Here is a 19812-nt window from a genome sequence, read left to right on the forward strand (position 1 = left end):
CGTAGCGTTCAAAATGCCTGTTCTTCTCAAAATTTTCGCTCCATCTGCCGACCGGCCGGCGCCTAGAGGCCGCAAATCCGGGTTACGATCAAGTGGAATTGTCGATCCTGTCCCGTTCGCGCCTGTCCGCCTGTTCGCGCAAATCGGCGAGGAGGCTTCAGAAAACCGTTCACGCCGGCATCGGGCCGGTCTAATGTCTGCGTCGACAGGCATTTTTCCGGACTGGACCCCATGACCGATACCGTTACCGACCGCTTCCTTCGCTACGTCGTCATCGACACCCAGTCGGACGCAAGTTCCTCGACCCAGCCGACCACCGAAAAGCAGAAGACCCTCGGCCGGCTGCTGGTGACGGAACTGCTGGCCATGGGCATTGGGGATGCTCACTTAGACGAGCACGGCTATGTCTACGCGACGGTGCCTGCCAACACCGACAAGAATGTGCCGGTCATCTGCTTCTGCTCGCACATGGACACCGCACCGGATTTTACCGGGACCGACGTCAAGCCGCAGCTGATCGAGAACTACCAGGGCGGCGATATCACGCTCGTCGGCGATCCCGCGCGTGTCATCCGCGTCAGCGAGCACAAGGCGCTGGCCGACCAGATCGGCAACGACATCATCACGACAGACGGTACAACGCTGCTCGGCGCCGACGACAAGGCGGGGCTGGCGGAAATCATGACGGCGGCGCAGACGCTGATCGACAACCCCGACATCGGCCACGGCAAGATCAGGCTGCTGTTCACGCCCGACGAGGAAGTCGGCCAGGGCGCCGACAAGGTCGATCTCGAAAAGCTCGGAGCCGCCTTCGCCTACACTGTGGATGGCGAGACCGCCGGCCATATCGAGGACGAGACCTTCTCCGCCGATGGCGTCGAGATCACCATTGCCGGCGTTGCCATCCATCCGGGCTTTGCCAAGGGGCGCATGGAAAACGCCATCAAGATCGCCAGCGCCATCGTGGCCGGCCTGCCGAAGGACCAGGCACCGGAGACAACATCGGGCAGGGATGGCTTCGTCCACCCCGTTGCCGTAACCGGTTCGATGGAAAAGGCGACCATCAGCCTGATTGTCCGCGATTTCGACGATGCCGGCCTTTCTGCCAAGGAAGAGATGCTGAAGACCTTGGTCGAAACCGTCCTGAAAGACTATCCGGGCTCGACCCACACGTTCACGGTCAGGCAGCAATACCGCAACATGAAGCAGGTGCTGGATCGCCACCCCGAGATCATGGAAAACGCCGTCGAGGCGATCCGCCGGGCCGGCATGGAGCCGGTGCGCGGCAGCATACGAGGCGGCACCGACGGCTCACGCCTGTCCTTCATGGGCCTCCCATGCCCCAACATCTTCGCCGGCGGCCACGCCTTCCACTCACCCTTGGAATGGGTGAGCCGGCAGGACATGGAAAAAGCGGTGAGGACGTTGGTGGAACTGGCCCGAGTCTGGGAGGAGCGGGCCTAAGGCAATACGGCGTGGAGCCAGAGGCGCGCAAATCCCCTGCCGTTGCTAAGCGAAAATCACTGGCGCCTTTCGCAGCCACCGATCCTCCGTCAATTGTGCCACCGCGAACGTCGCCACACTTTGCCGTGAAATCGATCCGCCGTGGAAACCGGACAGATCGGTCAGTGCCTGCACCGTCTGCGCTTCCTGCTTGTCGTTGAGCACGGCTGGCCGGAGGATCACCCAGTCGAGGCCGCTTTCGCGGATCACGGCTTCCTGCCGGTCCTTGTCCTGATAGACCTTTCTGAGCAGGATCGGCTGGATCAGCCGGTCATAGACGAAGCCGCCGTGGCCCTTGCTGTCGCCGGCACCCATGCCGGTGATGCAGACAAGACGCGGCACGCCGCGGCGTTTCATCGCCGCGATCAGCGCTGCTGTCGATTGCGACAGCAGCGTGATTTCCTTGACCGGCCCGATGCCGGTGCCGAGTGCGCTGATCACCGCGTCGCAGCCTTCGAGTGCGGCAAAATGCGCCGCCTCGTCGCGGGCATCGCCGTCGAAGAGCACCGCTCCTTCAAGCTGCGCTGCCTTCTGTCTTGAGCGCACCAGGGCGACGACGCTGTGGCCCTGCGCTTGTGCGGTACGAACGATGGCCTGGCCGGTTCCCCCGGTGGCGCCGACGACGAGAATTTTCATGGGATCAACTCCTTGATGGATGCTGCAGCTTGCTCAGGCCTTTGCCCAGACAGCGGCTGTCTCGGTTGCAAAAGCACGATAGGATGTCAGCGGCCGGCCGAGCATGGCCACCAGCCGTTCGACGTCGCCGGCGTCAGGGATCATGCCGTCGCTTTGAAAGCGGCGGGCCATCAGGGCGAGATCGTAGGCGGCCCAGCTTGGCGAAAATTGCTTCAACATCGCTTCGAACGCTCCGGTATCGTCGCCACCATAGGCAATCGGCTTGCCAAGTACATCCGACCAGATCGCAGCGACCCGCTCGCCCGTCAGGCTGTCCGGGCCGACGACGTTGATCGTTATGCGCGGTAGCGGGTCTGGGGCGCTCTCGCGGCGCAGCAGTTCGATGACCGCCAGATCGGCGATATCGCGGGTCGCCACCATCGACAGGCCACGACTGCCAATCGGCATGCCGTAGACGCCGTGATCGAGCAGCGCCGTCTTCTGTTGCCCGTCATTGTCGATGAAATAGGCCGGACGCAGGATGGTGGCCGCCATGTCGAATTGCTCGATCATCCGCTCGACGGTGAATTTGCCGGTGAAATGCGGCACGTTCGTATAGAGGTCGCTGTGAATGACCGAGAGGTAGACGATCCGCTCGATGCCGGCATCGCGGGCAAGGTTGAGGGTGATCAGTGCCTGCGTGACTTCGTCCGGCGTTACAGCGTTCAGCAGAAACAGCGTCGAGACGCCTGCCAGCGCGGCGCGCATCGCATCGATATCCATCAGGTCACCCTTGACGACAGTCACGCCGGCCGGGAATTTTGCCTTGGCCGGATCGCGGGCCAGCGCATGCACATCCGCGCCTCTGGCGACAAGGCCCGCCACTACCTGCCTGCCGATGTTTCCGGTGCTTCCAACAACAAAGATTGTCATGATCTTACTCCTTCTAGAGATCACCGCCGGTCGCGTGAGTGCGCCGCCGTGATGTCGACTTGAAGTTAATCGATCCATTGCCATGCAGGTAGTCCAAGAATATGGATGGGGTGTCTCACTGATGGAACGATGCCAATGGACCTGCTTGCGATCTCCGATTTTAACCTCGTGGCCACCCATGGCGGCTTTGGGCTTGCCAGCCGGGCCAGCGGCCGGCCGAAGGCGACGCTGTCGCGGCGCGTTGGCGAGCTGGAACTGGGCCTTGGCGTGCGGCTGTTCGAACGCGGAGCAAAGACCCTGCGGCTGACCGATGAGGGTCGTCGTCTGCACGAAAAGACCGGTGGGCTGCTTGCGGAAATATCCGAGGTTGCCTACGAGGTCAGCAGCGGCTCGGCGCAGCCGCGCGGCCGCCTGCGCGTCAGCGCGCCGGTGTTGTTTTCGCATATGGCGATGGGCCGGATCGCTGCCGGCTTTGCCAAGGCCTATCCGGAGGTGCGGCTGGAGGTAACGGCGGAAGACCGCGATGTCGACATGGTCGAAGAGGGGTATGACGTGGCGATCCGGGTCAATCCCGCGCCGGATGAACTGTTGGTAGGCCGCCGCTTCCTGCACGACGACCTGCTACTTGCAGCCGTGCCGACACTTCTGCCACCGGCGGCAAGCAAGGGCGATGAGCCGCCACTGCTTGCCGCCGTCGTACTGGAATCGTTCCGCCTGCGTGCGGCCTGGACGACAGTCGATCTGCTCGGCGGCCGGACCTTTACGCCCGATCCCGTCCTTCGGCTCGGCACTATGATCATGGTGCGCGATGCGGTGCTGGCCGGCGCCGGCGCCGGTCTGCTGCCAAAGTCGCTGATTTCAGGCGACCTCGCCAGCGGACGCCTGGTCTCCTGGGGCAGCGTCAGCCCGTCCGAAACTGCCATCTGGGTACTCTACAGCTCGCGCCGCCTGCTGAGCAGCAAGGTCTCCGCCTTCATAGCCCATCTCCATGCCACCTTCCCGAACGGCACGGCTGAAGAGCTGGGAGCGATGTTTGCGGGCTGATGGCGCCGGCAGGACCATATCCGGACATCCTGAAGAGCAGCAACAGCGTGTCGTCGATCATGGTGTCGACAAACGGCACGGCGGCTCTGGTCAGCCTCACCCCTCGGCCGCTGCCGCCATCGCGGCAAGCCTGCGCACCGTATTCAGGTTTCTCGCCGTCCCGGTCGCAAGGACCGGCAGCTTGAGCTTGGAGCGGCCGGAGCCATCGGGATAGTGGATGAAGACCTCGCGACCGGTGGCAACCACCGTTTCGCCGCCCGGCGCCACCAGCCGGTCGAGCGCGTCGGCGGGTGGCGGCGCAGGCAGAAAGGTAATGAGGACCTTGCTCGGCTCGGCGTCCGCAAAAGGCGAGCGACCCGCCACCGCCTGCATCTCGGCGCCGTCGCGCAGCAGCACGCCCGCTGGCCTGCCCAACCGCCCGCAAATCGCCGACTCCAGCCTCGCCGATGCCTCCGTCTCGGTTAGAGCCGACCGGAACACCACGTTGCCGCTCTGGATGTAGGTCGCGACATCGGCAAACCCCAGCCCGACACAGATCGCCTTCAGCTCCCCCATCGGCAATAAACCGGTGCCGCCGACATTAATGGCACGCAGAAGGGCGACGTAGACGGTCATATTTCTGTACCTCGACAAGCGCTGGCGGCTGCTCTCCCAGAACTGTCAGCCGCCTCCTTTAGCAGACTTTGTCGCCATCACGTGAAGCCATTGTGTCGGTGCCCCGTCGTAACCGCCACCCTCGGTCGTCGACATGGAGAGGACGTCCCAATTCGAGGCATCATAGACAGCCGTGAGCCAGCGTTGCGAGGGGTAATTGTAGTACCGGCCGAGCGGGTCGCGTCCTTCGCTGCCCCCTGCCTTGAAGCTGGAATAGAAAAAACCCCCGGCCTTCAAAGCCGCATGGACGTTCGAAAGAGCCCGCGGTAAGGCGGATCTCGGCACATGCAATAGGCAAGCGTTGGCCCATACTCCATCGAAGGCCTCGATGACATCGAGGTCCTCGAAAAGAAGTGTCGATACGGGTCTACCCAGACGCGTTGCCGCCGAAAAAGCGATCTCCGGCGTCCCGTCCGTCATTGTGACATCGAAGCCACGGCCGATCATCACCTCTCCATCCTGACCGACCCCGCACCCAAGCTCGAGAATGGCGCCGCCAGGCGGAAGAACGGCCATGAACCTATCCAAAAAATGCTCGTTCGGCGTCTGACCTCGTGACGTGTAGGCTAAAGCCTAGGCACTGTAGAAGGCGAGCGTTTCATCGTCCCGATCCATATATGCCCCTCACATCTTCCCCACCACCTTCAGTGCAAACGCATACTCGAACGCGATCTCTTCCAGCCGCTGGAAGCGGCCGGAGGCGCCGCCGTGGCCGGCGTCCATGTTGGTCTTGAGCAGGATCGGGGCTTTGCCGGTGGTCTTTTCCCGGAGACGGGCGACCCATTTGGCGGGCTCCCAGTAGGTGACGCGGGGGTCGGTGAGGCCGCCCAGCGCCAGGATCGGCGGGTAGGGTTTGGCGCCGACGTTATCGTATGGGCTGTAGCTGGCGATGTGGTCGTATTCTTCTCTGGAATCGATCGGGTTGCCCCATTCCGGCCATTCCGGCGGGGTCAGCGGCAGCGTGTCGTCGAGCATGGTGTTGAGCACGTCGACGAAGGGCACGGCGGCGATGATGCCGGCGAATTTTTCAGGTGCCATGTTGGCGACGGCGCCCATCAGCATGCCGCCGGCCGAACCGCCTTCGGCGATGATCTTCGCGTAAGACGTGAACTTGTTCTCGCTCAGATAATCCGCAGCCGAGATGAAGTCCTTGAAGGTGTTGGTCTTCTTGTCCATCTTGCCGTCTTCGTACCAGGCAAAACCCTTGTCCTTGCCGCCCCTGACATGGGCGATGGCATAGATGAAGCCCCGGTCGGCGAGCGACAGCGCATTGGTGCTGAAGCTGGCGGGAATGGCCATGCCGTAGGCGCCGTAGCCATAGAGCAGGCATGGGGCGGTGCCGTCGAGCAGCGTGTCTGCGCGATAAAGCAGCGAGACCGGCACCTCGACGCCATCCCAGCCGGTGGCAAAGACGCGACGGGTGATATAGTCGTTGGCATCGTGGCCGGATGGCACTTCCTGCGTCTTCAGAAGCGTGCGCTCGCGCGTCACCATATTGTAGTCGTAGAGCTGGCTTGGGGTCGTCATCGACGAATAGGAAAAGCGGATGGTGTCGGTATCGTATTCGGCAGCCCCCTGCAGGCCGAGCGAATAGGCCTCCTCGTCGAAGCCGATGGCATGCTCTTCGCCGCTCTCGCGATCGCGCACGATGATCTGCGGCAGTCCGTCCTTGCGCTCCAGCCAGATCAGGTGACGCGCATAGGCCATGTGCGAGAGGATAAGCGTGCCCGGCTTGTGGGCGACGACCTCCGTCCAGTGTTCCTTTTCCGGCGTTGCTGCCGGCGCCTGCATGATTTTGAAGTCGAGGGCATCGCCGTCGTTGGTGAGGATGTAGAACACGTCGCCGCCCTCGGCGATCTCGTATTCGATGCCTTCCTCGCGCGCCGCCACCAGCTTCGGCTCGGCCATCAGGTCCTTGGTTGAGAGGATGCGGTATTCCGATGTCTCGTGGTCGTGGATGTCGATGAAGATGTAGTCGTCGAGCAGAGATCCGCCGACGCCCATGAAGAAGCCCGGATCGGTCTCCTCGTAGACCAGCCGGTCGCTCGCCTGCGGTGTGCCGACGATGTGGTGGAAGACCTTCGACGGGCGGTGGTTCTCGTCGAGTGCCGAATAGAAGAAGCTCTTGCCGTCGGGCGCCCAGACGCCGCCGCCACCGGTATTCTCGACAACATCGGCAAGGTCCTCGCCGGTTGAAAGGTCGCGCACCTTGAGCGTGAAATATTCCGACCCCTTGTCGTCATAGCCCCAGATGCCGAAGGCATGGTCCGTCGAGTGGTCGAGGCCGGCCAGCCGGAAATAGCCTTTGCCGGCCGCTTCCTTGTCGCCGTCGAGCATCAGCTTGCGCTCGCCGCCATCGCGTGCCTCGCGGAAGTAGCGTGGCTGCTCGCCGCCGGTCACGAACAGCGTGCCATAGGAAAACGGGCCGTCCTTCACCGGCACCGAGGAATCGTCCTCCTTGATGCGGCCCTTCATTTCGGCAAACAGCACCTTCTGGATGTCCTTGGTGTCTTCCATCGCGGCGTTCATGTAGGCGTTCTCGGCCTCCAGATGCTTGCGGATGTCGGTATCGAGGATGGACGGATCCTTGAACATCGCCTGCCAGTTGTCGGCCCGGAGCCAGGCGTAGTCGTCGGTCCTCGTGATGCCGTGGCGGGTGTCGGTTACCGGGCGTTTCGGGGCGACGGGGGCGGTCGGCAGGGACTTGAATATCGACACGGAGGCTCGCTTTCTGGTGCTCGAGGATGACAGAGAGATAGACACCGGCCGGTGCGGGATCAAGCGTCTTGTCGCCGCGCAGGCTCTGCTGCCGGTGTCACGATTGCGAGATTTGCAGGCCGTAACGCCAGGGCTCGGACACACCCGCCATGATGTCACCACAATATTTCCCAAACTCACGAAGTGTTACAAACATGTGAATCGGCAATCTGTCGCGCTGCAGCGTGGGCTCACTGCCGGTACAGTTCTGAACTGAACCAAGGAAGTGCATTTCATGCTGAAATTCGTCGGCGTCCTGATCCCCGCCGTTTGCCTCGCCACGACCTCCTACGCCGTCGATGCCGCCATCAAGAAACAGCTGGAAAAGCTCGATCCTGCCGAGCGCCTGGAACAGAGTTGCGATACCGAGGCGATGAAGCGCATAGCCGCCGAAAAGGACTACCATCCAGACAAGGTCATCGCCTATACCTTCGGCGATCCGGCAATGACATCAGATACCATCAAGGCGCCCGGCGCGGTGTTCCGCAGCAAGGGCGAATGGTATCACCTGACCTACAACTGCGTCACGGGACCGGAACAGATCGACGTGAAATCGTTGAGTTTCCAGATCGGCGAGAAAGTCCCAAGGGACGACTGGCAGAAACACTATCTCTACGACTGAGCGCGTGACGCCGGACGTTCGTTCGGCGTCGAAAGCTGTTGCTTCTGCCAGGTTTGGCGGTAAAGCGATGCCATCGCGCCACAGATCGGTCGCCTTGCCATGGGATTGCAGGGACCGGTGCCCCGGCGCCCTTTGAAATCAGATGTCCCTGACACGGTGGCTGCCCCCATGATCCGACTGCTCCTGACCTCCGCAGCCCTGCTTGTCGCCATCCCTGCGGCCATGTCCGCTAATTCGGCATTTCCGGCGGCCCCGGTGGCGCCCGTCCAAACAGCGCTCGCAGCCCCGTCGCTCGCTCCGAAGCCAAACGCATCCGCCCCGGCGGTGAAGCTGGTCGAACCGCACCTGCACGTGGCACGCGCCGGCAAGCCCGCGACGCGCGTGGCGCTGACTTTCGACGCCTGCATGGGCAAGACCGACATGCGTATCCTCAACACGCTGATCGACCAGAACGTGCCGGCGACGATCTTCGTCACTGCCCGCTGGCTGCGCACCAATCCGGATGCACTGGCGCTGATGCTGTCCCGTTCGGATCTGTTCGAGCTTGAAAACCACGGCCTCAACCACATCCCGACGGTCGACCGGCCGACGCTGGTCTATGGCATCGCCGCTGCCGGATCGCCGGCGGCCGTGGCCCAGGAAGTGCAGGGCGGCTCCGATGCGATGCTGGCCCATGGCATCCCGCAGGCCCATTGGTTTCGCGGCGCAACGGCCAAATACGACCTATCGGCCATCGCCCAGATCCGCGCGCTCGGCTTCGAGGTGGCAGGCTATTCGATCAACGGCGATGCCGGAGCGTCCCTGCCGGCCGCCATCGTGGAGAAGCAGTATCTCAGCGCCAAAGACGGCGACGTGCTGATCTCGCATATCAACCAGCCGACCCATTCCTCCGGCGAGGGCGTCGTCAAGGGCATTCTCGACCTCAAGGCACGCGGTGTCCAGTTCGTCCGGCTGCAGGACTTCGTCGTGCAGGGCGACGACAACACCACCCAGCACGCATCGCGCTAGAGCGGTAGCTCACGCTCCGGTACGGGTTTCCCGCCGGGGAAGCCGCGGTAGACAGGACCTTCGCGGTCAAGCGCGAAATCGTCGAACCAGTCGCGTCGTTCGTCTGCGACCAGTGCGCCGATCATCAGCGAGGCCATGAACGAGAAGGTTATGCCGTTGCCGCCGTAACCGTACGCAGCGAGTACGTTCGGCATGTCGGGAACCGGGCCGATCAGCGGCAGGCCGTCCACCGTTTCGCCGAACGTGCCGCACCAGCGGTATTCGGCAGTGGTGTCTGCCTGTGGCCAGAGCCGCGCCAGCTTCTCGCGGAGGGTGTCGATCTTGTCGGCCATCTTGGCATCGCGCAGGGCCGGCAGCACCGTCGCATCGTCCTCGCCGCCGATGATGATGCGGTTGTCCGCCGATGTCCGCATGTAGAGGTAGGGGTGGCTATCTTCCCAGATCAGCGCGCGGTCGCGCCACAGCCTGTTCGGGTCCTGCGGCACGGTGGCCATCGCCCAGCTCGAGGTGGCGCGATGGAGCTTCGGCATCGGAATGCCGGGCATCGCATAGCCGGTTGCGAGCACCACGTTCCGGGCTTCGATCACGTGGTTGCCATCGGTCTCGATGACGGCGGAACGGCCTTCCGTGCGGATGCGCGTAGCGGATGCATTGACGAGCTGCGCGCCGCGCTTGACGGCAACTGCGAGCAGTCCCCAGGCCAGCATCAGCGGATCGACTTCCGCAGCACCGGGGGAGAGGATCGCGCCGTCGCGTTCGATCTCGAATTCGGTCATCAGGTAGGGATGCGACAGATACTCGCCCGGCAACCCGGCACGCTTGCGGAGCGCCAGTTCCTGCTGCAGTTCACGCGCGCCGCCGATGCTGTTTGTGAGATACAGGCTCGAGCGCTGTCGGTAGCCGCAGGGGATCTGCAGCCGCTCGATCAGCTTGCCGAGGCCAGAGACAGCAACGACGCTGCGCCGGTATATCGCGGCCGCCCTGTCATAGCCGTAGGAGAGCGACAGATCGGAGAGCGATGTATCGAGCTCCCACATCAGCATCGCCGTGCTTGCCGATGTGCTGCCAAGCCCCGGTGCTTCCCGGTCGATGACACAGACGGAGTAGCCGCGCGCGGTCAGGTGTTCTGCGATCAGCGATCCCGTGATCCCTCCGCCGACGATGGCAACGTCCACCGAAAGGCTTTCGCGCAACGGGCTGTACCATGGATGCAAAGCCAGCCGGCCCCAGGGGGCGCGGCCGGTGACGAGGGCGGACTGCTCGGTAGTATTCATCTGCAGATCTGTCGGCATTTAGTCTCTTGCTCCAGGAAAAAGCATGCGCGCAGAACAGTCAGGGAAGCTGCGGCTGCGGCTTTTCCTCGATGAACACTTCGTTGATGACGGTCATGACGATCAGCGACAGGGGAAGGGCAAGCATCGCGCCGACCGCGCCCCACATCCATGTCCAGAAGATGATTGCGACGAACACGATGAAGGGATTGAGTTCGAGCTGGCGGCCCATCACGGCGGGGAACACGAGGTTTTCCATTGTCAGGTGGACAGAGAAGAAAATCGCTGCGGGTATGAGGCCGACGAGGATGCTGTCATGGGTCAGGACGCCGGCAATGGCGACTGCGACGGTCATGAGCGTAATGCCGAGGAACGGCACGAAGCTCGACAGAAACGCAAACACGCCCCACAAGGCTGGCATGCTCAGCCCGCCGAAATACGCAATCGCCGTCATGATAACGCCGAGCCCCACGTAGATCAGCGACGCGGTCGCGAAATAATAGCCGAGGACTTGTTCGACGGCATTGATGACGCGGATAGCAGCCAGCCGCTCAGGCCGACCCTTGAACGCCATGATGATCGCCTTGCGAAGATTGACGCGGCCGACCAGGAAGAGCAGCAGTGCGGCGAAGAAAACTAGCCCCTGGACGATGGCGGGTGTCAGGTTCGTGGTCACCATATGGAGGATGCTGCCGGTATTCTCGATCAGGGCGCCGGCCGACATCGGCCCGCTCTCGAATGTCTTCGGCGTAATGTGCAGCCAGTGAATTTTCTGCAGGAACGGCATGATGCGGTCGATGGAGTTCTGGAACATGTCCGGACCCTGGCTCGCCAGAGCGGCAAGAGGCCCGGCGACGCCATTGATGATCAGGAAGATGATCAGCGCCACGGAGCTCGACAGAAGCACGGCATTGAGGATGCGCGGAACCCCGAGCTTGCTGAGCTTTTCGGCCACAAGCCCGAGTATCATGCCGACGACGATTGCAAGCGTCACCGGAATGAGGATGACCGACATGAAGTAGATGCCGGCTCCGGCCATGATCAGGAAAATGCCGATGATTGCCCAGGCGGACGCCACATCGAGCCCGTCCTTTTCGACCCGGCGCACGGGTGCCCCGCCTTCCATCTGTTCAGTCGCCTGTTTCAGCGAATTGGCCCAGCTGCTCAACCGCATCTCGCGCTCTATGGCAATCTTGCGTGTCTGCTTACGTATACCGTTGGCAATGCCCATTTTTATGAAAGTTCCGGAAGCCCCAGCGCCTCGCACCCTTAACGCGCAAAGGCACTGCGGGTTCCCGATATCGGTAAGCTAAAGGTTGTAGCCGACTGGCCGCCATTGCGTGGCATTTCGACCGCCCAATCAATGGGCCACTGAGGGAGCGGAATGCCCTATGCGGTCAGCGTCAAACCGATACCCCAGGGGTCTCTCAGTGACACGCCGCCGTCGCGCTTTTCGTGGCGGATTTCCAGCCCGTCAAGCTCGCCGACGGCCGCATCTAGGGCAGCGCGGTCGTTGAAGCGCAGCGTGTAGTCGGACAGCCCCGTCATGTTCTCCGTGCGGGCGCCGGCGCCACGGCTGTTCCAGATGTTGGCCGCGACATGATGGTGGTAACCGCCGCTGGCAAAGAAGCTGGCGCCGGGATAGCGAGCCATGATCTTCAGGCCGAGGACATCGCGATAGAAGGCATCCGCTTCCGGAATATTGCCGACCTGCAGATGGATATGGCCGATGGCCGAGCCGTCCGCCATGCCGGCCCAGCTGTCCTGTGGCGCGCTTTCGTAGAGCTTCTGCAGGTCCAGCGCCAGCGTCGCCATTTCGATCATTCCGTCGGTCTGCAGCTTCCAGAGGTCGTGGGCGCGGTCGGCGTAGATCTCTATGCCGTTGCCTTCCGGATCGGCAAGATAGATGGCCTCGCTGACCAGATGGTCGGAAGCGCCCTGCAGCTGGACATTGTTGTGGGCTGCATGGCGCAGCCAGCGCGCCAACTCGGTCCTTTCCGGCAGCAGGAAGGCCGTGTGAAACAGGCCGGGCGCATTCTGTGGTGCACGTCTGGCCGCCTTGTCGGTGGTGAGCGACAGCAGCGGCTTTCCACCAACGCCGAGCAATTCGCCGCTTTCGCTTTTTTCCATCGACTTCAGTCCGAGCATCGACTTGTAGAAACTGGAAACCAGTGGCAGGTCGCTGACGACCAGATGCGACTGGCCGACATAGGCTGGGCGCGTCAGCGCATAGGACGGTACGGTCTCGGTCATGAAATCTCCTGCCCGGTGTCCGGGTATTATATCTGTCGCGCGAGGCGGCATTGATGGGACGACTGGCAGGACCCGAGGTCCCGCCACCGCCTTCACCATCGTATATGGCCGATATCCCTCGTTCGCATAAGATCTGTTTTTGACGATGAAGCGTGCATCCCTTGTTGACGCTAGCAGCCTTTGACCTCGATCAAGGGATTGTCGGGCGCCCCCGTTACAGTGGTCATGGACAGCAACGGGGCGTCCAAAGGGGCAAGAGCATGTACAAAAAGATCATCGTGGCCATCGATATCGGAACGCTGGCGAAGGGTGAGCCTGCGCTGCGACGTGCGATGGAACTGCTCGATGCCGCCGGCGAGATCGTCGCGCTGAATGTCGTGGAGGATATCCCGAGCTCGCTCATCCTCGACCTGCCCCAGGATTTCGTCACCGACGCCATCGGCGACGCCGACCTGAAGCTCCAGGATCTCTGCAAGCGCCTCGCTGTTTCGGCCCTCGTCGAAGTCCGCACCGGCTCGCCGGCAGCAGCGATCCTGAAAGCTGCCGAGGAACATGAGGCAGACCTCCTCATCGTCTCATCTCACATACCCGACCTGTCGAACTACTTTCTGGGCGCAACCGCCGACCGCGTCGTCCGCCACGCCAAATGCTCCATCCTCGTCGAACGTGGATAGGGGAGCGGAGGACGAAATCCGGGTCTCTCTCTCCGCCGGAGTATGCTATCGGCTACCACTTAAATACACCAAGGGTAGGGGAAGGCGGAATGGAGTTTCGTGAGGCTGTAGCAGACGATGCCGCCAATGTGGCAGCGCTGACGACACAGGTTTTTCTCCATACCTATGCCAAGCGCGGCGTCAGGACCGCACTTTCGACCTATGTCCTATCGGAGTTCACGGCGGACAAGTTCCGTCAGGCCGTCGAAGACGAGCAGCAGATGTTCATAGTCTGCGAAGAGGACAATCATCTGGTCGGCTATGTCCGTCTCGCCTTCAAGGCGCCGTGCCCGTCGGACGACCGGCTGCAGTCGGAAATTGCCACCCTCTACGTCCAGGAGCACTTCCTGCGCCGGGGCATCGGGACGCAACTGCTGAACCGGGCGCTCCAGACGTTCCAGCATCGCGGCGCCGCTGCCGCCTGGCTGTCCGTCAACCACGAAAACGCCGATGCCGTCGCCTTCTACGAAAGACATGGCTTCCAGCGCGCTGGTTCCACAGACTTCGAACTGGACGGCGAGCGCCACGAAAACTTCATCCTCCGCCGCGCGCTTGACGAGGGGTGACGGTGGGGAAGGCTTGGTCTCATAGTGACCGCAACCCTGCCTTCTCCGCATCCGCAACACTTGCCCCGAAATCCATCAGATGGCACCATTCGGCATGGCAAATCGCGACGCACATTCACCGGTGGCGGAGTTCAAGGGTATCCGCTGGGCTTACGACAAATCCGAAATCATTGCAGACAGCATCGTCAACGGCGTCGGCGTTGTGCTGGCGCTGATCGGCGCCACGGTGCTCATCGTCTATGCGACGCTGTGGCGATCTGAGGGCGAAATCGCCGCTGCCTGGATCTACGGCCTCGGCCTCGTGCTGACGATGACCATGTCGTTTTCCTACAACATCTGGCCGGTCTCGCCGACCAAGTGGATCCTGCGGCGGTTCGATCATTCGGCGATCTTCGTACTGATTGCCGCCACCTACACGCCGTTTCTCGAGCGCGGAGCCGACGATCCGCTGCTGCTGTCGACCTTGATCGCACTATGGGTTTTCGCTGCGATCGGTATCGTGCTGAAATGCGGATTTCCCGGCCGTTATGACAGGCTGGCGATCCTGCTCTATCTAGCCATGGGCTGGAGCGGCGTGCTGGTGGCGGGACCTGTGGCAGCGCGGATTCCGTCCGTCTCGATGCTGCTGATCGTCGTCGGCGGTGTCGTCTATTCGCTGGGCGTGATCTTCCACGTCTGGGAAAAACTGCGGTTCCAGAACGCCATATGGCACGCGTTTGTGCTGACGGCCGCCGGCATCCACTATGCGGCGGTCATGACCTGCTTCAGCCTGTCGCCGCCAGCGAGCCTTTGAACGGCGGCTTCTGGCCCCCGGGATTGCATTTTTCGGTTGCCTTGAGGCTGCGCACCAGCCGCATCAGCACGGCATCGTAACGCTGCATTTCCGCCTTGGCATAGTCCATCTGGAAGAAGGCCGATGCCCCGTTGCAAAGCGCCACGCCGCGCCCGTAGACCAGCCTGTCGCGCTTGACGCCGGTGAAGCTGAAGCCCTGCGAGGTCGTCTTCGAAAACGACACCTGCCAGCCATCCTGCCTCGCCAGCACCAGACGTGTTTTCGCCTCGCTCTGAAAATCGCTGCTGAAGGCGGGGGTGGCAAATACCAGCAACCGGGCTGATTTGTCGGCCGGCGCGAGGGAAAGTCCGTCGCCGTGATTGGCAAGGAGGGTAAGCCCGAAACCGGGCGGCAGTTCGATGCTGTAGCCGAAGCGGCTGTTGTCGTAGGGCCACCATTCGTTCGCATGAGCCTGCGCGGTTGAGAGCGCAGACACTGCAGACAGGAGCAGACAGGCAGCAAGGCGCGACAACATGCATTTTCCGGATGGCAAGAACGAAGGATGTCTCTTGTTTAGCGTATTTCGAGCCAAGAATCTCGTAGTCTTGAAAAATTAATATGGGGAATTGCCCAAGGATAAGTCATCGCGGCCTTAGCCATGCAAGAGCGGCAGATTTACTTTGGCCACGGCGCGGCGTATGCCGTCGATCGTCAAAAAACGGAGTGTGCCGTGACCGCCCCCATCATTTTGCGCGATGCCATCGACGCCGATCTGGCCGCAATCCGCGACATCTACAACCATGCCGTCGAGCATACCACGGCGATCTGGAACGAAGTGCTGGTCGACATCGACAACCGCCGCCAGTGGTGGAGCGCACGCATCGCCAAGGGCTATCCGGTCCTGGTCGCGGAGCGCGACGGCAAGGTCTACGGTTACGCGTCATATGGTGACTGGCGCGCCTTCGACGGATATCGCCACACCGTCGAGCATTCGGTCTATGTCGACCGGGAGGCGCGCGGCGCGGGGATCGGCGAGCAACTGATGCGAGCCCTGATCGAGCGCGCTGCTGCCGGCAAGGTCCACGTGATGATCGCCGGCATCGAGGCCGAGAACCAGGCGTCCATCCGCCTGCACGAGAAACTCGGATTTCGCGTCGTCGGGACTTTTTCGGAAGTCGGCATAAAGTTTGGGCGCTGGCTCGATCTGACCTGCATGGAGTTGCGGCTACTGTCCTGACCGTCGGGCCGTTCTCCGCCTCGGTTCGCATGAGGTTGATGCCGGACATCGACCAATAGCGGGTGCGCGACGGTAAGGTCCCGCCGTGACAGATGCTGTACCGAGAGTGCCGGAGCAAATGCACCCGGCAGTACTTGGCAGCTTAACTGCCGGTTGAATGCGCAGCGAAGAAACTCTGGGCCATGCACTGGCTATTTCTCCTATACGCGCGTTTCCAACTTGACGCGGCGCTCTTTCGGAGGTCTTTTGTTCGTACACAAATAGATAGGCGTACTTTGCTATCGCAGGTGTCTATTGCTGTGCAGAATAACGGATTTGACCGTCTGAAACATTGCAACCGCGATCCTATTTCATGATCTGTTAATTTTCCTTCAAGTTGAAAATTCGAAGTATAATTACATTTACATTTCCCAATGTGTCTGAATTTGGGACGCGAATTGTTCCATTTGATGGCTGGACTTTCACGCCGACAGTGATAATTCATAGCAAGTCGAATTTGACGTGCGTTTGAACTCTCAATTGCGCCATTGATGCTTGAAGCTTATTGCAACGGGTTTTGCGAACGGTTTGTTGGTTCATCTGCGGGCGCTCAAACTCGGCATGCCGATTCGTTGGCACACAATTTGCTGTTCATGCGGTGACAAGACTTGGGGGTGTCTTGAAGTCACATGCAGTTGCGTTGCGAAAGACTATGTCGACGCGACGCTGACCGGAACTGAGACGAGCCGGAGCGGCTTGCCTCTGAAGAAATGTGAATAGGAGAATATGAATGACAGACGCGGTTCCTGGTGCCGGCGCTGACTTGCTTGTTGAACTCACGGCCGACATCGTCGCCGCCTACGTGAGCAATCACGTTGTTCCCGTAAGTGACCTCGCACACCTGATTTCCGACGTGCATTCCGCGCTTAGCGGTACCTCGGTACCGGTCGCCGCAGTGGCTGTTGTTGAAAAGCAGAAGCCTGCCGTTTCCGTACGCAAGTCCGTACAGGATGACCAGATCACCTGCCTGGAATGTGGCGGCAGCTTCAAGTCCCTGAAGCGCCACCTGATGACGCATCATTCCCTGTCGCCGGAAGATTATCGCGAAAAATGGGACCTGCAGGCGGACTATCCCATGGTTGCTCCCGCCTATGCAGAAGCGCGCTCGCGTCTCGCCAAGGAAATGGGTCTCGGCCAGCGCCGCAAGCGCGCCCGCTGAGACAACAAGCACATGACGACACAGAACCGGGCCTTGAGCCCGGTTTTTTGTGGGGAAAGTTTCACTATTAAGGAAAATAATCCCATAAATATTGAGGGTAATTTCCAATTTAATCATGTAATTCAGTAAACGTCTGTTGGCGTCTATCAATTGATGGTTCTTGCTATCTGTGTCGATGTGTGAATAAATTCCTAAAAAGGAGTTTAACATGTCCATCGATCCTCTCGTTCCCCTCTCTCTCCCTGCCATCATTCCTCTGCCAGTCGTGCTAACGGGCACCGCGCTCGTGCCCGTCCGCCGCGGCTTTCTCTCGGTCGAAGCCACCTGCGGTATCGTCAACCGGATGGCCGGCGAGATGTCGGCGCTGGTCAGCGAGCGCACCCTGCACCGGCGGGACCGGAGGCGGACGATGTGGCATATCCGCCAGATCTCCATGTATGTCTGCCACGTCGCGCTGCAGATCCCCATCGCCGATATCGCCGACGCCTTCGGCCGCGACCGCAGCACGGTGGCCTATTCCCTGCGGATCGTCGAGGGCAGGCGCGACGACCTGGCCTATGACGGCTTCGTCGATTCCGTCGAGCGGCTGGCCGGCTCGGTGTTTGCAGCATCTCAGGGAGCGGCAGATGAGCACTAGGACACCCCCATCCCGCAAGTCGCTGGTCAGATTGCTGCGTTTCATCGGCGCCGGTGCCGTCATGACCCCCGAGCCCGGCGGCGTGGTGCTCCAAAGTGTGGACGGACGCCGGCAGTTCAGCGCTGCCGGACTGATCGACTGGGCCATGGCAGCGGGCCTTGTCACGGACAGCCCATCGACTGCGGACCTGTCGGCCCCTGACGCGCTATCCGTGCCTTCGGAGACGGCCAAGTGCCTGATGTTGTTGCTGCCGGCTCGCAGCTTCCTGCGTCGTGCCGCCGCCGACACGGAAGAGGAGTTCCTGGCCCAGCATGCCGATATTGTTTCCTCCAGCGCCGAGGTCGATGGCGCCAGGCAGAAAGTGCGGTTCGATCAGGCGGAATCGCCGCTAGCCGCACTTTCCCGGCTGAAAGATCGCAATGGCGCGCCTTTCCTGCCGGAGGCGGCTCTCGCTGCCGGGGAAAAGCTGGCGGCCGATTTCAATCGTGGACAGTTGCAGCCGCGCGTCACCGCCTCGTGGGAGCCGCGCCTTGCGAGTTCGGCCAGAGGCGGGCGCGGCGGCATGGCCGACATCGCAGACAGCGCCATGGTGGCCCGTCTCGCCGTCAACCGCGCCATCGCCGCGATGGGGCCCGAGCTCAGCGGTGTCGCGCTGGATATCTGCTGCTTCACCAAAGGTCTGACGACCGTCGAGCGCGAAAGGCAATGGCCTGCGCGATCTGCCAAGCTGATGCTGCGCACCGCGCTGCTGACGCTTTCGCGACACTATACGCCACCTCGATCTCAGAAGAATTCCGCCACCCAGCACTGGGGAGCGGAAGGATATCGACCCGATCTACTGTAGCCGGTTCGCCCGCTGCGCCGGAAATCGTCCTTTTATCTTCAGCTTTTCCGCATGGGATTCGCGATGGCATGCGCGGTTCCAGGCGCTTGATGCAACGGCGGCCGTCTCCCGTTGACCTTTCGTTCAGCGAAAAGACGTTTTTTTGGGGATGTTTGGAGTGCGGATGAGCGCGATGATGCGTGTGTAACGTTCGCGTCAGGGTTACATGTTTATGCATTGGGCCATCATGACCACTTGCAGTCGTTCCAATGCCACATTGCAATCTACGGTTAAATGCCTGGTTAATCGTTTGAGCGGAGAGAAGCTCGTTGTTTTGCTGAAACGCAAAGAAGTGCCGTCACCATCTTGATAGCGGGATAACGCAACCGGGAAGCAATCCTTGCGCGACTCGACGAATCGTCGGGCGAGGGATAGGCCAGATCCCAAAGCCCGTATTCGGGCTGTGCTGCTCTCTCCAGGAATGGGTCAAGACATCGATGGATCACGACGAGGCCCGACTGCGCGTCATAGAGGATATCGCCACCGTCGGCGAGCTGACGCGGATGGTGACGCAGCGCTACGATGCGATGTTCGCGGAGTTCTACGCGGTGCTCCTGGAGACGCTGGACGGCGCCTCCGACATGGCCGATGCGGCGTTGACCACCATGTCTGTGGCGGACGCCGCTGTCGATAGCGTAAGGAGCAATTTCGCCGGCCAGCCGCACTTTGCCTGTTCGAAAGGATGCAGCCCCTGCTGCCATCTGTTCGTCGCCGTGCCGCCCGGCGTGGCCGAGGTCATCGCTGCCCATGTCGACAATCACTTTACGGTCATCGAGCGCGAAAAGCTAGTTTCGCGGTTGGAGGCTAAAGTTGCAGCCGATGCTGCCTCGGCGACACCGCAGCTGTTGCGGACACCCTGCGCACTTCTCGACGACGGCGGCAGCTGCACGGTCTATGCGGTCCGCCCGCTCTCCTGTCGAAGCTTCACCTCGACCTCCCTGCCGCGCTGTCAGCAGGTGGTTTTCGGAGACAACCCGGATGGCGGCGGTGTCGATCAAAACCCGGCGCGCTATCGTCTCTATGAATTCGCGACGCGGGCGCTGGAAGAAACAGCGCGGCGCCGTGGATTGCCCGGCCAGCAACAGGGGCTCTCGTCAGCCCTGCTGCAGCAGTTGGCCGGCTGACAGCAATCAGGCAAAGCGCTCG

At 61.6% G+C, this 19812-nt stretch carries 20 protein-coding genes and 1 pseudogene; 12 read left to right on the forward strand and 9 right to left on the reverse strand.

Annotated features, from left to right (window positions below; genetic code table 11):
- Positions 1-231: 231 nt before the first annotated feature.
- Entirely contained in the window at positions 232-1464 is a 1233-nt protein-coding gene (gene pepT / locus PR017_RS03305; RefSeq protein WP_111220287.1) for a peptidase T, read from the forward strand.
- Between the two features lie 45 nt (positions 1465-1509).
- On the opposite strand, the gene PR017_RS03310 is transcribed toward pepT, so the two are convergent.
- Positions 1510-2139, reverse strand: a complete 630-nt coding sequence (locus PR017_RS03310) for an NAD(P)-dependent oxidoreductase (RefSeq protein WP_111220289.1) — start codon at positions 2137-2139, stop codon at positions 1510-1512.
- A gap of 33 nt (positions 2140-2172) precedes the next feature.
- Entirely contained in the window at positions 2173-3051 is an 879-nt protein-coding gene (locus PR017_RS03315; protein ID WP_111220290.1) for an NmrA/HSCARG family protein, read from the reverse strand.
- 135 nt (positions 3052-3186) lie between these two features.
- Here PR017_RS03315 and PR017_RS03320 point away from each other — a divergent pair, with 135 nt between their 5' ends.
- On the forward strand, positions 3187-4095 hold the full coding sequence (locus PR017_RS03320; protein ID WP_111220291.1) for a LysR family transcriptional regulator: 909 nt from the start codon (positions 3187-3189) through the stop codon (positions 4093-4095).
- Positions 4096-4191: 96 nt separating this feature from the next.
- Here PR017_RS03320 and PR017_RS03325 read toward each other — a convergent pair whose 3' ends face one another.
- From PR017_RS03325 to PR017_RS03335, 3 genes and pseudogenes are all read right to left on the reverse strand, one after another.
- Positions 4192-4710 carry a DUF1697 domain-containing protein gene (locus PR017_RS03325; protein WP_111220292.1) on the reverse strand — a complete coding sequence of 173 codons (519 nt, stop codon included), beginning with the start codon at positions 4708-4710 and terminating at the stop codon, positions 4192-4194.
- Between the two features lie 45 nt (positions 4711-4755).
- Positions 4756-5364 (reverse strand): annotated as a pseudogene (locus PR017_RS03330) (class I SAM-dependent methyltransferase).
- A gap of 9 nt (positions 5365-5373) precedes the next feature.
- Positions 5374-7467: a S9 family peptidase gene (locus PR017_RS03335; protein ID WP_111220293.1), complete on the reverse strand. Its 2094-nt coding sequence runs from the start codon at positions 7465-7467 to the stop codon at positions 5374-5376.
- 274 nt (positions 7468-7741) lie between these two features.
- Here PR017_RS03335 and PR017_RS03340 point away from each other — a divergent pair, with 274 nt between their 5' ends.
- Together PR017_RS03340 and PR017_RS03345 are read left to right on the forward strand one after the other, a co-directional pair.
- Positions 7742-8128, forward strand: coding sequence for a DUF930 domain-containing protein (locus tag PR017_RS03340; protein WP_111220294.1), 387 nt, complete (start codon positions 7742-7744; stop codon positions 8126-8128).
- Between the two features lie 168 nt (positions 8129-8296).
- Positions 8297-9136, forward strand: a complete 840-nt coding sequence (locus PR017_RS03345; RefSeq protein ID WP_111220295.1) for a polysaccharide deacetylase family protein — start codon at positions 8297-8299, stop codon at positions 9134-9136.
- Here the strand turns inward: PR017_RS03345 and PR017_RS03350 are convergent.
- The 3 genes from PR017_RS03350 to PR017_RS03360 all read right to left on the reverse strand — a co-directional run bounded on the left by PR017_RS03350 (position 9133) and on the right by PR017_RS03360 (position 12660).
- On the reverse strand, positions 9133-10428 hold the full coding sequence (locus PR017_RS03350) for an NAD(P)/FAD-dependent oxidoreductase (RefSeq protein WP_111220296.1): 1296 nt from the start codon (positions 10426-10428) through the stop codon (positions 9133-9135). The two genes, PR017_RS03345 and PR017_RS03350, sit on opposite strands and share 4 nt — an antisense overlap.
- 40 nt (positions 10429-10468) lie before the next feature.
- Entirely contained in the window at positions 10469-11638 is a 1170-nt protein-coding gene (locus PR017_RS03355; protein ID WP_111220297.1) for an AI-2E family transporter, read from the reverse strand.
- Between the two features lie 158 nt (positions 11639-11796).
- Positions 11797-12660, reverse strand: coding sequence for a VOC family protein (locus PR017_RS03360; protein ID WP_111220298.1), 864 nt, complete (start codon positions 12658-12660; stop codon positions 11797-11799).
- Positions 12661-12920: 260 nt separating this feature from the next.
- On the opposite strand from PR017_RS03360, the gene PR017_RS03365 reads away from it, so the two are divergent.
- From PR017_RS03365 to trhA, 3 genes are all read left to right on the forward strand, one after another.
- On the forward strand, positions 12921-13334 hold the full coding sequence (locus tag PR017_RS03365) for a universal stress protein (RefSeq protein ID WP_111220299.1): 414 nt from the start codon (positions 12921-12923) through the stop codon (positions 13332-13334).
- An 89-nt stretch (positions 13335-13423) separates the two neighbouring features.
- A complete protein-coding gene (locus PR017_RS03370; RefSeq protein WP_161959327.1) occupies positions 13424-13939 on the forward strand; it encodes a GNAT family N-acetyltransferase in 516 nt (171 codons plus the stop codon).
- Positions 13940-14060: 121 nt separating this feature from the next.
- On the forward strand, positions 14061-14732 hold the full coding sequence (gene trhA / locus PR017_RS03375; protein WP_111220765.1) for a PAQR family membrane homeostasis protein TrhA: 672 nt from the start codon (positions 14061-14063) through the stop codon (positions 14730-14732).
- On the opposite strand, the gene PR017_RS03380 is transcribed toward trhA, so the two are convergent.
- Positions 14704-15246 (reverse strand): hypothetical protein, encoded by a 543-nt coding sequence (locus PR017_RS03380; protein ID WP_111220301.1) that lies wholly within the window; start codon positions 15244-15246, stop codon positions 14704-14706. The two genes, trhA and PR017_RS03380, sit on opposite strands and share 29 nt — an antisense overlap.
- A gap of 195 nt (positions 15247-15441) precedes the next feature.
- Here PR017_RS03380 and PR017_RS03385 point away from each other — a divergent pair, with 195 nt between their 5' ends.
- The 5 genes from PR017_RS03385 (at position 15442) to PR017_RS03405 (ending at position 19790) form a co-directional block, all read left to right on the forward strand.
- The gene (locus PR017_RS03385) at positions 15442-15948 is read left to right on the forward strand and encodes a GNAT family N-acetyltransferase (RefSeq protein ID WP_111220766.1); all 507 of its coding nucleotides are present in this window, start codon (positions 15442-15444) and stop codon (positions 15946-15948) included.
- 769 nt (positions 15949-16717) lie between these two features.
- Entirely contained in the window at positions 16718-17146 is a 429-nt protein-coding gene (locus PR017_RS03390; protein WP_111220302.1) for a Ros/MucR family transcriptional regulator, read from the forward strand.
- Between the two features lie 208 nt (positions 17147-17354).
- Positions 17355-17783, forward strand: a complete 429-nt coding sequence (locus tag PR017_RS03395; RefSeq protein ID WP_240538991.1) for a helix-turn-helix domain-containing protein — start codon at positions 17355-17357, stop codon at positions 17781-17783.
- Positions 17773-18627, forward strand: a complete 855-nt coding sequence (locus PR017_RS03400) for a DUF6456 domain-containing protein (protein ID WP_111220303.1) — start codon at positions 17773-17775, stop codon at positions 18625-18627. The genes PR017_RS03395 and PR017_RS03400 overlap by 11 nt, the downstream gene beginning before the upstream one ends.
- Before the next feature lie 476 nt (positions 18628-19103).
- Positions 19104-19790: a YkgJ family cysteine cluster protein gene (locus tag PR017_RS03405; RefSeq protein ID WP_111220304.1), complete on the forward strand. Its 687-nt coding sequence runs from the start codon at positions 19104-19106 to the stop codon at positions 19788-19790.
- Positions 19791-19812 lie beyond the last annotated feature (22 nt).

The organism is Rhizobium tumorigenes, from assembly GCF_003240565.2.
Classification (GTDB): Bacteria; Pseudomonadota; Alphaproteobacteria; order Rhizobiales; family Rhizobiaceae; genus Rhizobium; species Rhizobium tumorigenes.

Coding starts and splice junctions, on each gene's coding strand:
- pepT (WP_111220287.1), top strand. CDS start 232: ATGACCGATACCGTTACCGACCGCTTCCTTCGCTACGTCGTCATCGAC.
- PR017_RS03310 (WP_111220289.1), bottom strand. CDS start 2,139: ATGAAAATTCTCGTCGTCGGCGCCACCGGGGGAACCGGCCAGGCCATC.
- PR017_RS03315 (WP_111220290.1), bottom strand. CDS start 3,051: ATGACAATCTTTGTTGTTGGAAGCACCGGAAACATCGGCAGGCAGGTA.
- PR017_RS03320 (WP_111220291.1), top strand. CDS start 3,187: ATGGACCTGCTTGCGATCTCCGATTTTAACCTCGTGGCCACCCATGGC.
- PR017_RS03325 (WP_111220292.1), bottom strand. CDS start 4,710: ATGACCGTCTACGTCGCCCTTCTGCGTGCCATTAATGTCGGCGGCACC.
- PR017_RS03340 (WP_111220294.1), top strand. CDS start 7,742: ATGCTGAAATTCGTCGGCGTCCTGATCCCCGCCGTTTGCCTCGCCACG.
- PR017_RS03345 (WP_111220295.1), top strand. CDS start 8,297: ATGATCCGACTGCTCCTGACCTCCGCAGCCCTGCTTGTCGCCATCCCT.
- PR017_RS03350 (WP_111220296.1), bottom strand. CDS start 10,428: ATGCCGACAGATCTGCAGATGAATACTACCGAGCAGTCCGCCCTCGTC.
- PR017_RS03355 (WP_111220297.1), bottom strand. CDS start 11,638: ATGGGCATTGCCAACGGTATACGTAAGCAGACACGCAAGATTGCCATA.
- PR017_RS03360 (WP_111220298.1), bottom strand. CDS start 12,660: ATGACCGAGACCGTACCGTCCTATGCGCTGACGCGCCCAGCCTATGTC.
- PR017_RS03365 (WP_111220299.1), top strand. CDS start 12,921: ATGTACAAAAAGATCATCGTGGCCATCGATATCGGAACGCTGGCGAAG.
- PR017_RS03370 (WP_161959327.1), top strand. CDS start 13,424: ATGGAGTTTCGTGAGGCTGTAGCAGACGATGCCGCCAATGTGGCAGCG.
- PR017_RS03380 (WP_111220301.1), bottom strand. CDS start 15,246: ATGTTGTCGCGCCTTGCTGCCTGTCTGCTCCTGTCTGCAGTGTCTGCG.
- PR017_RS03390 (WP_111220302.1), top strand. CDS start 16,718: ATGACAGACGCGGTTCCTGGTGCCGGCGCTGACTTGCTTGTTGAACTC.
- PR017_RS03395 (WP_240538991.1), top strand. CDS start 17,355: ATGTCCATCGATCCTCTCGTTCCCCTCTCTCTCCCTGCCATCATTCCT.
- PR017_RS03400 (WP_111220303.1), top strand. CDS start 17,773: ATGAGCACTAGGACACCCCCATCCCGCAAGTCGCTGGTCAGATTGCTG.
- PR017_RS03405 (WP_111220304.1), top strand. CDS start 19,104: ATGGATCACGACGAGGCCCGACTGCGCGTCATAGAGGATATCGCCACC.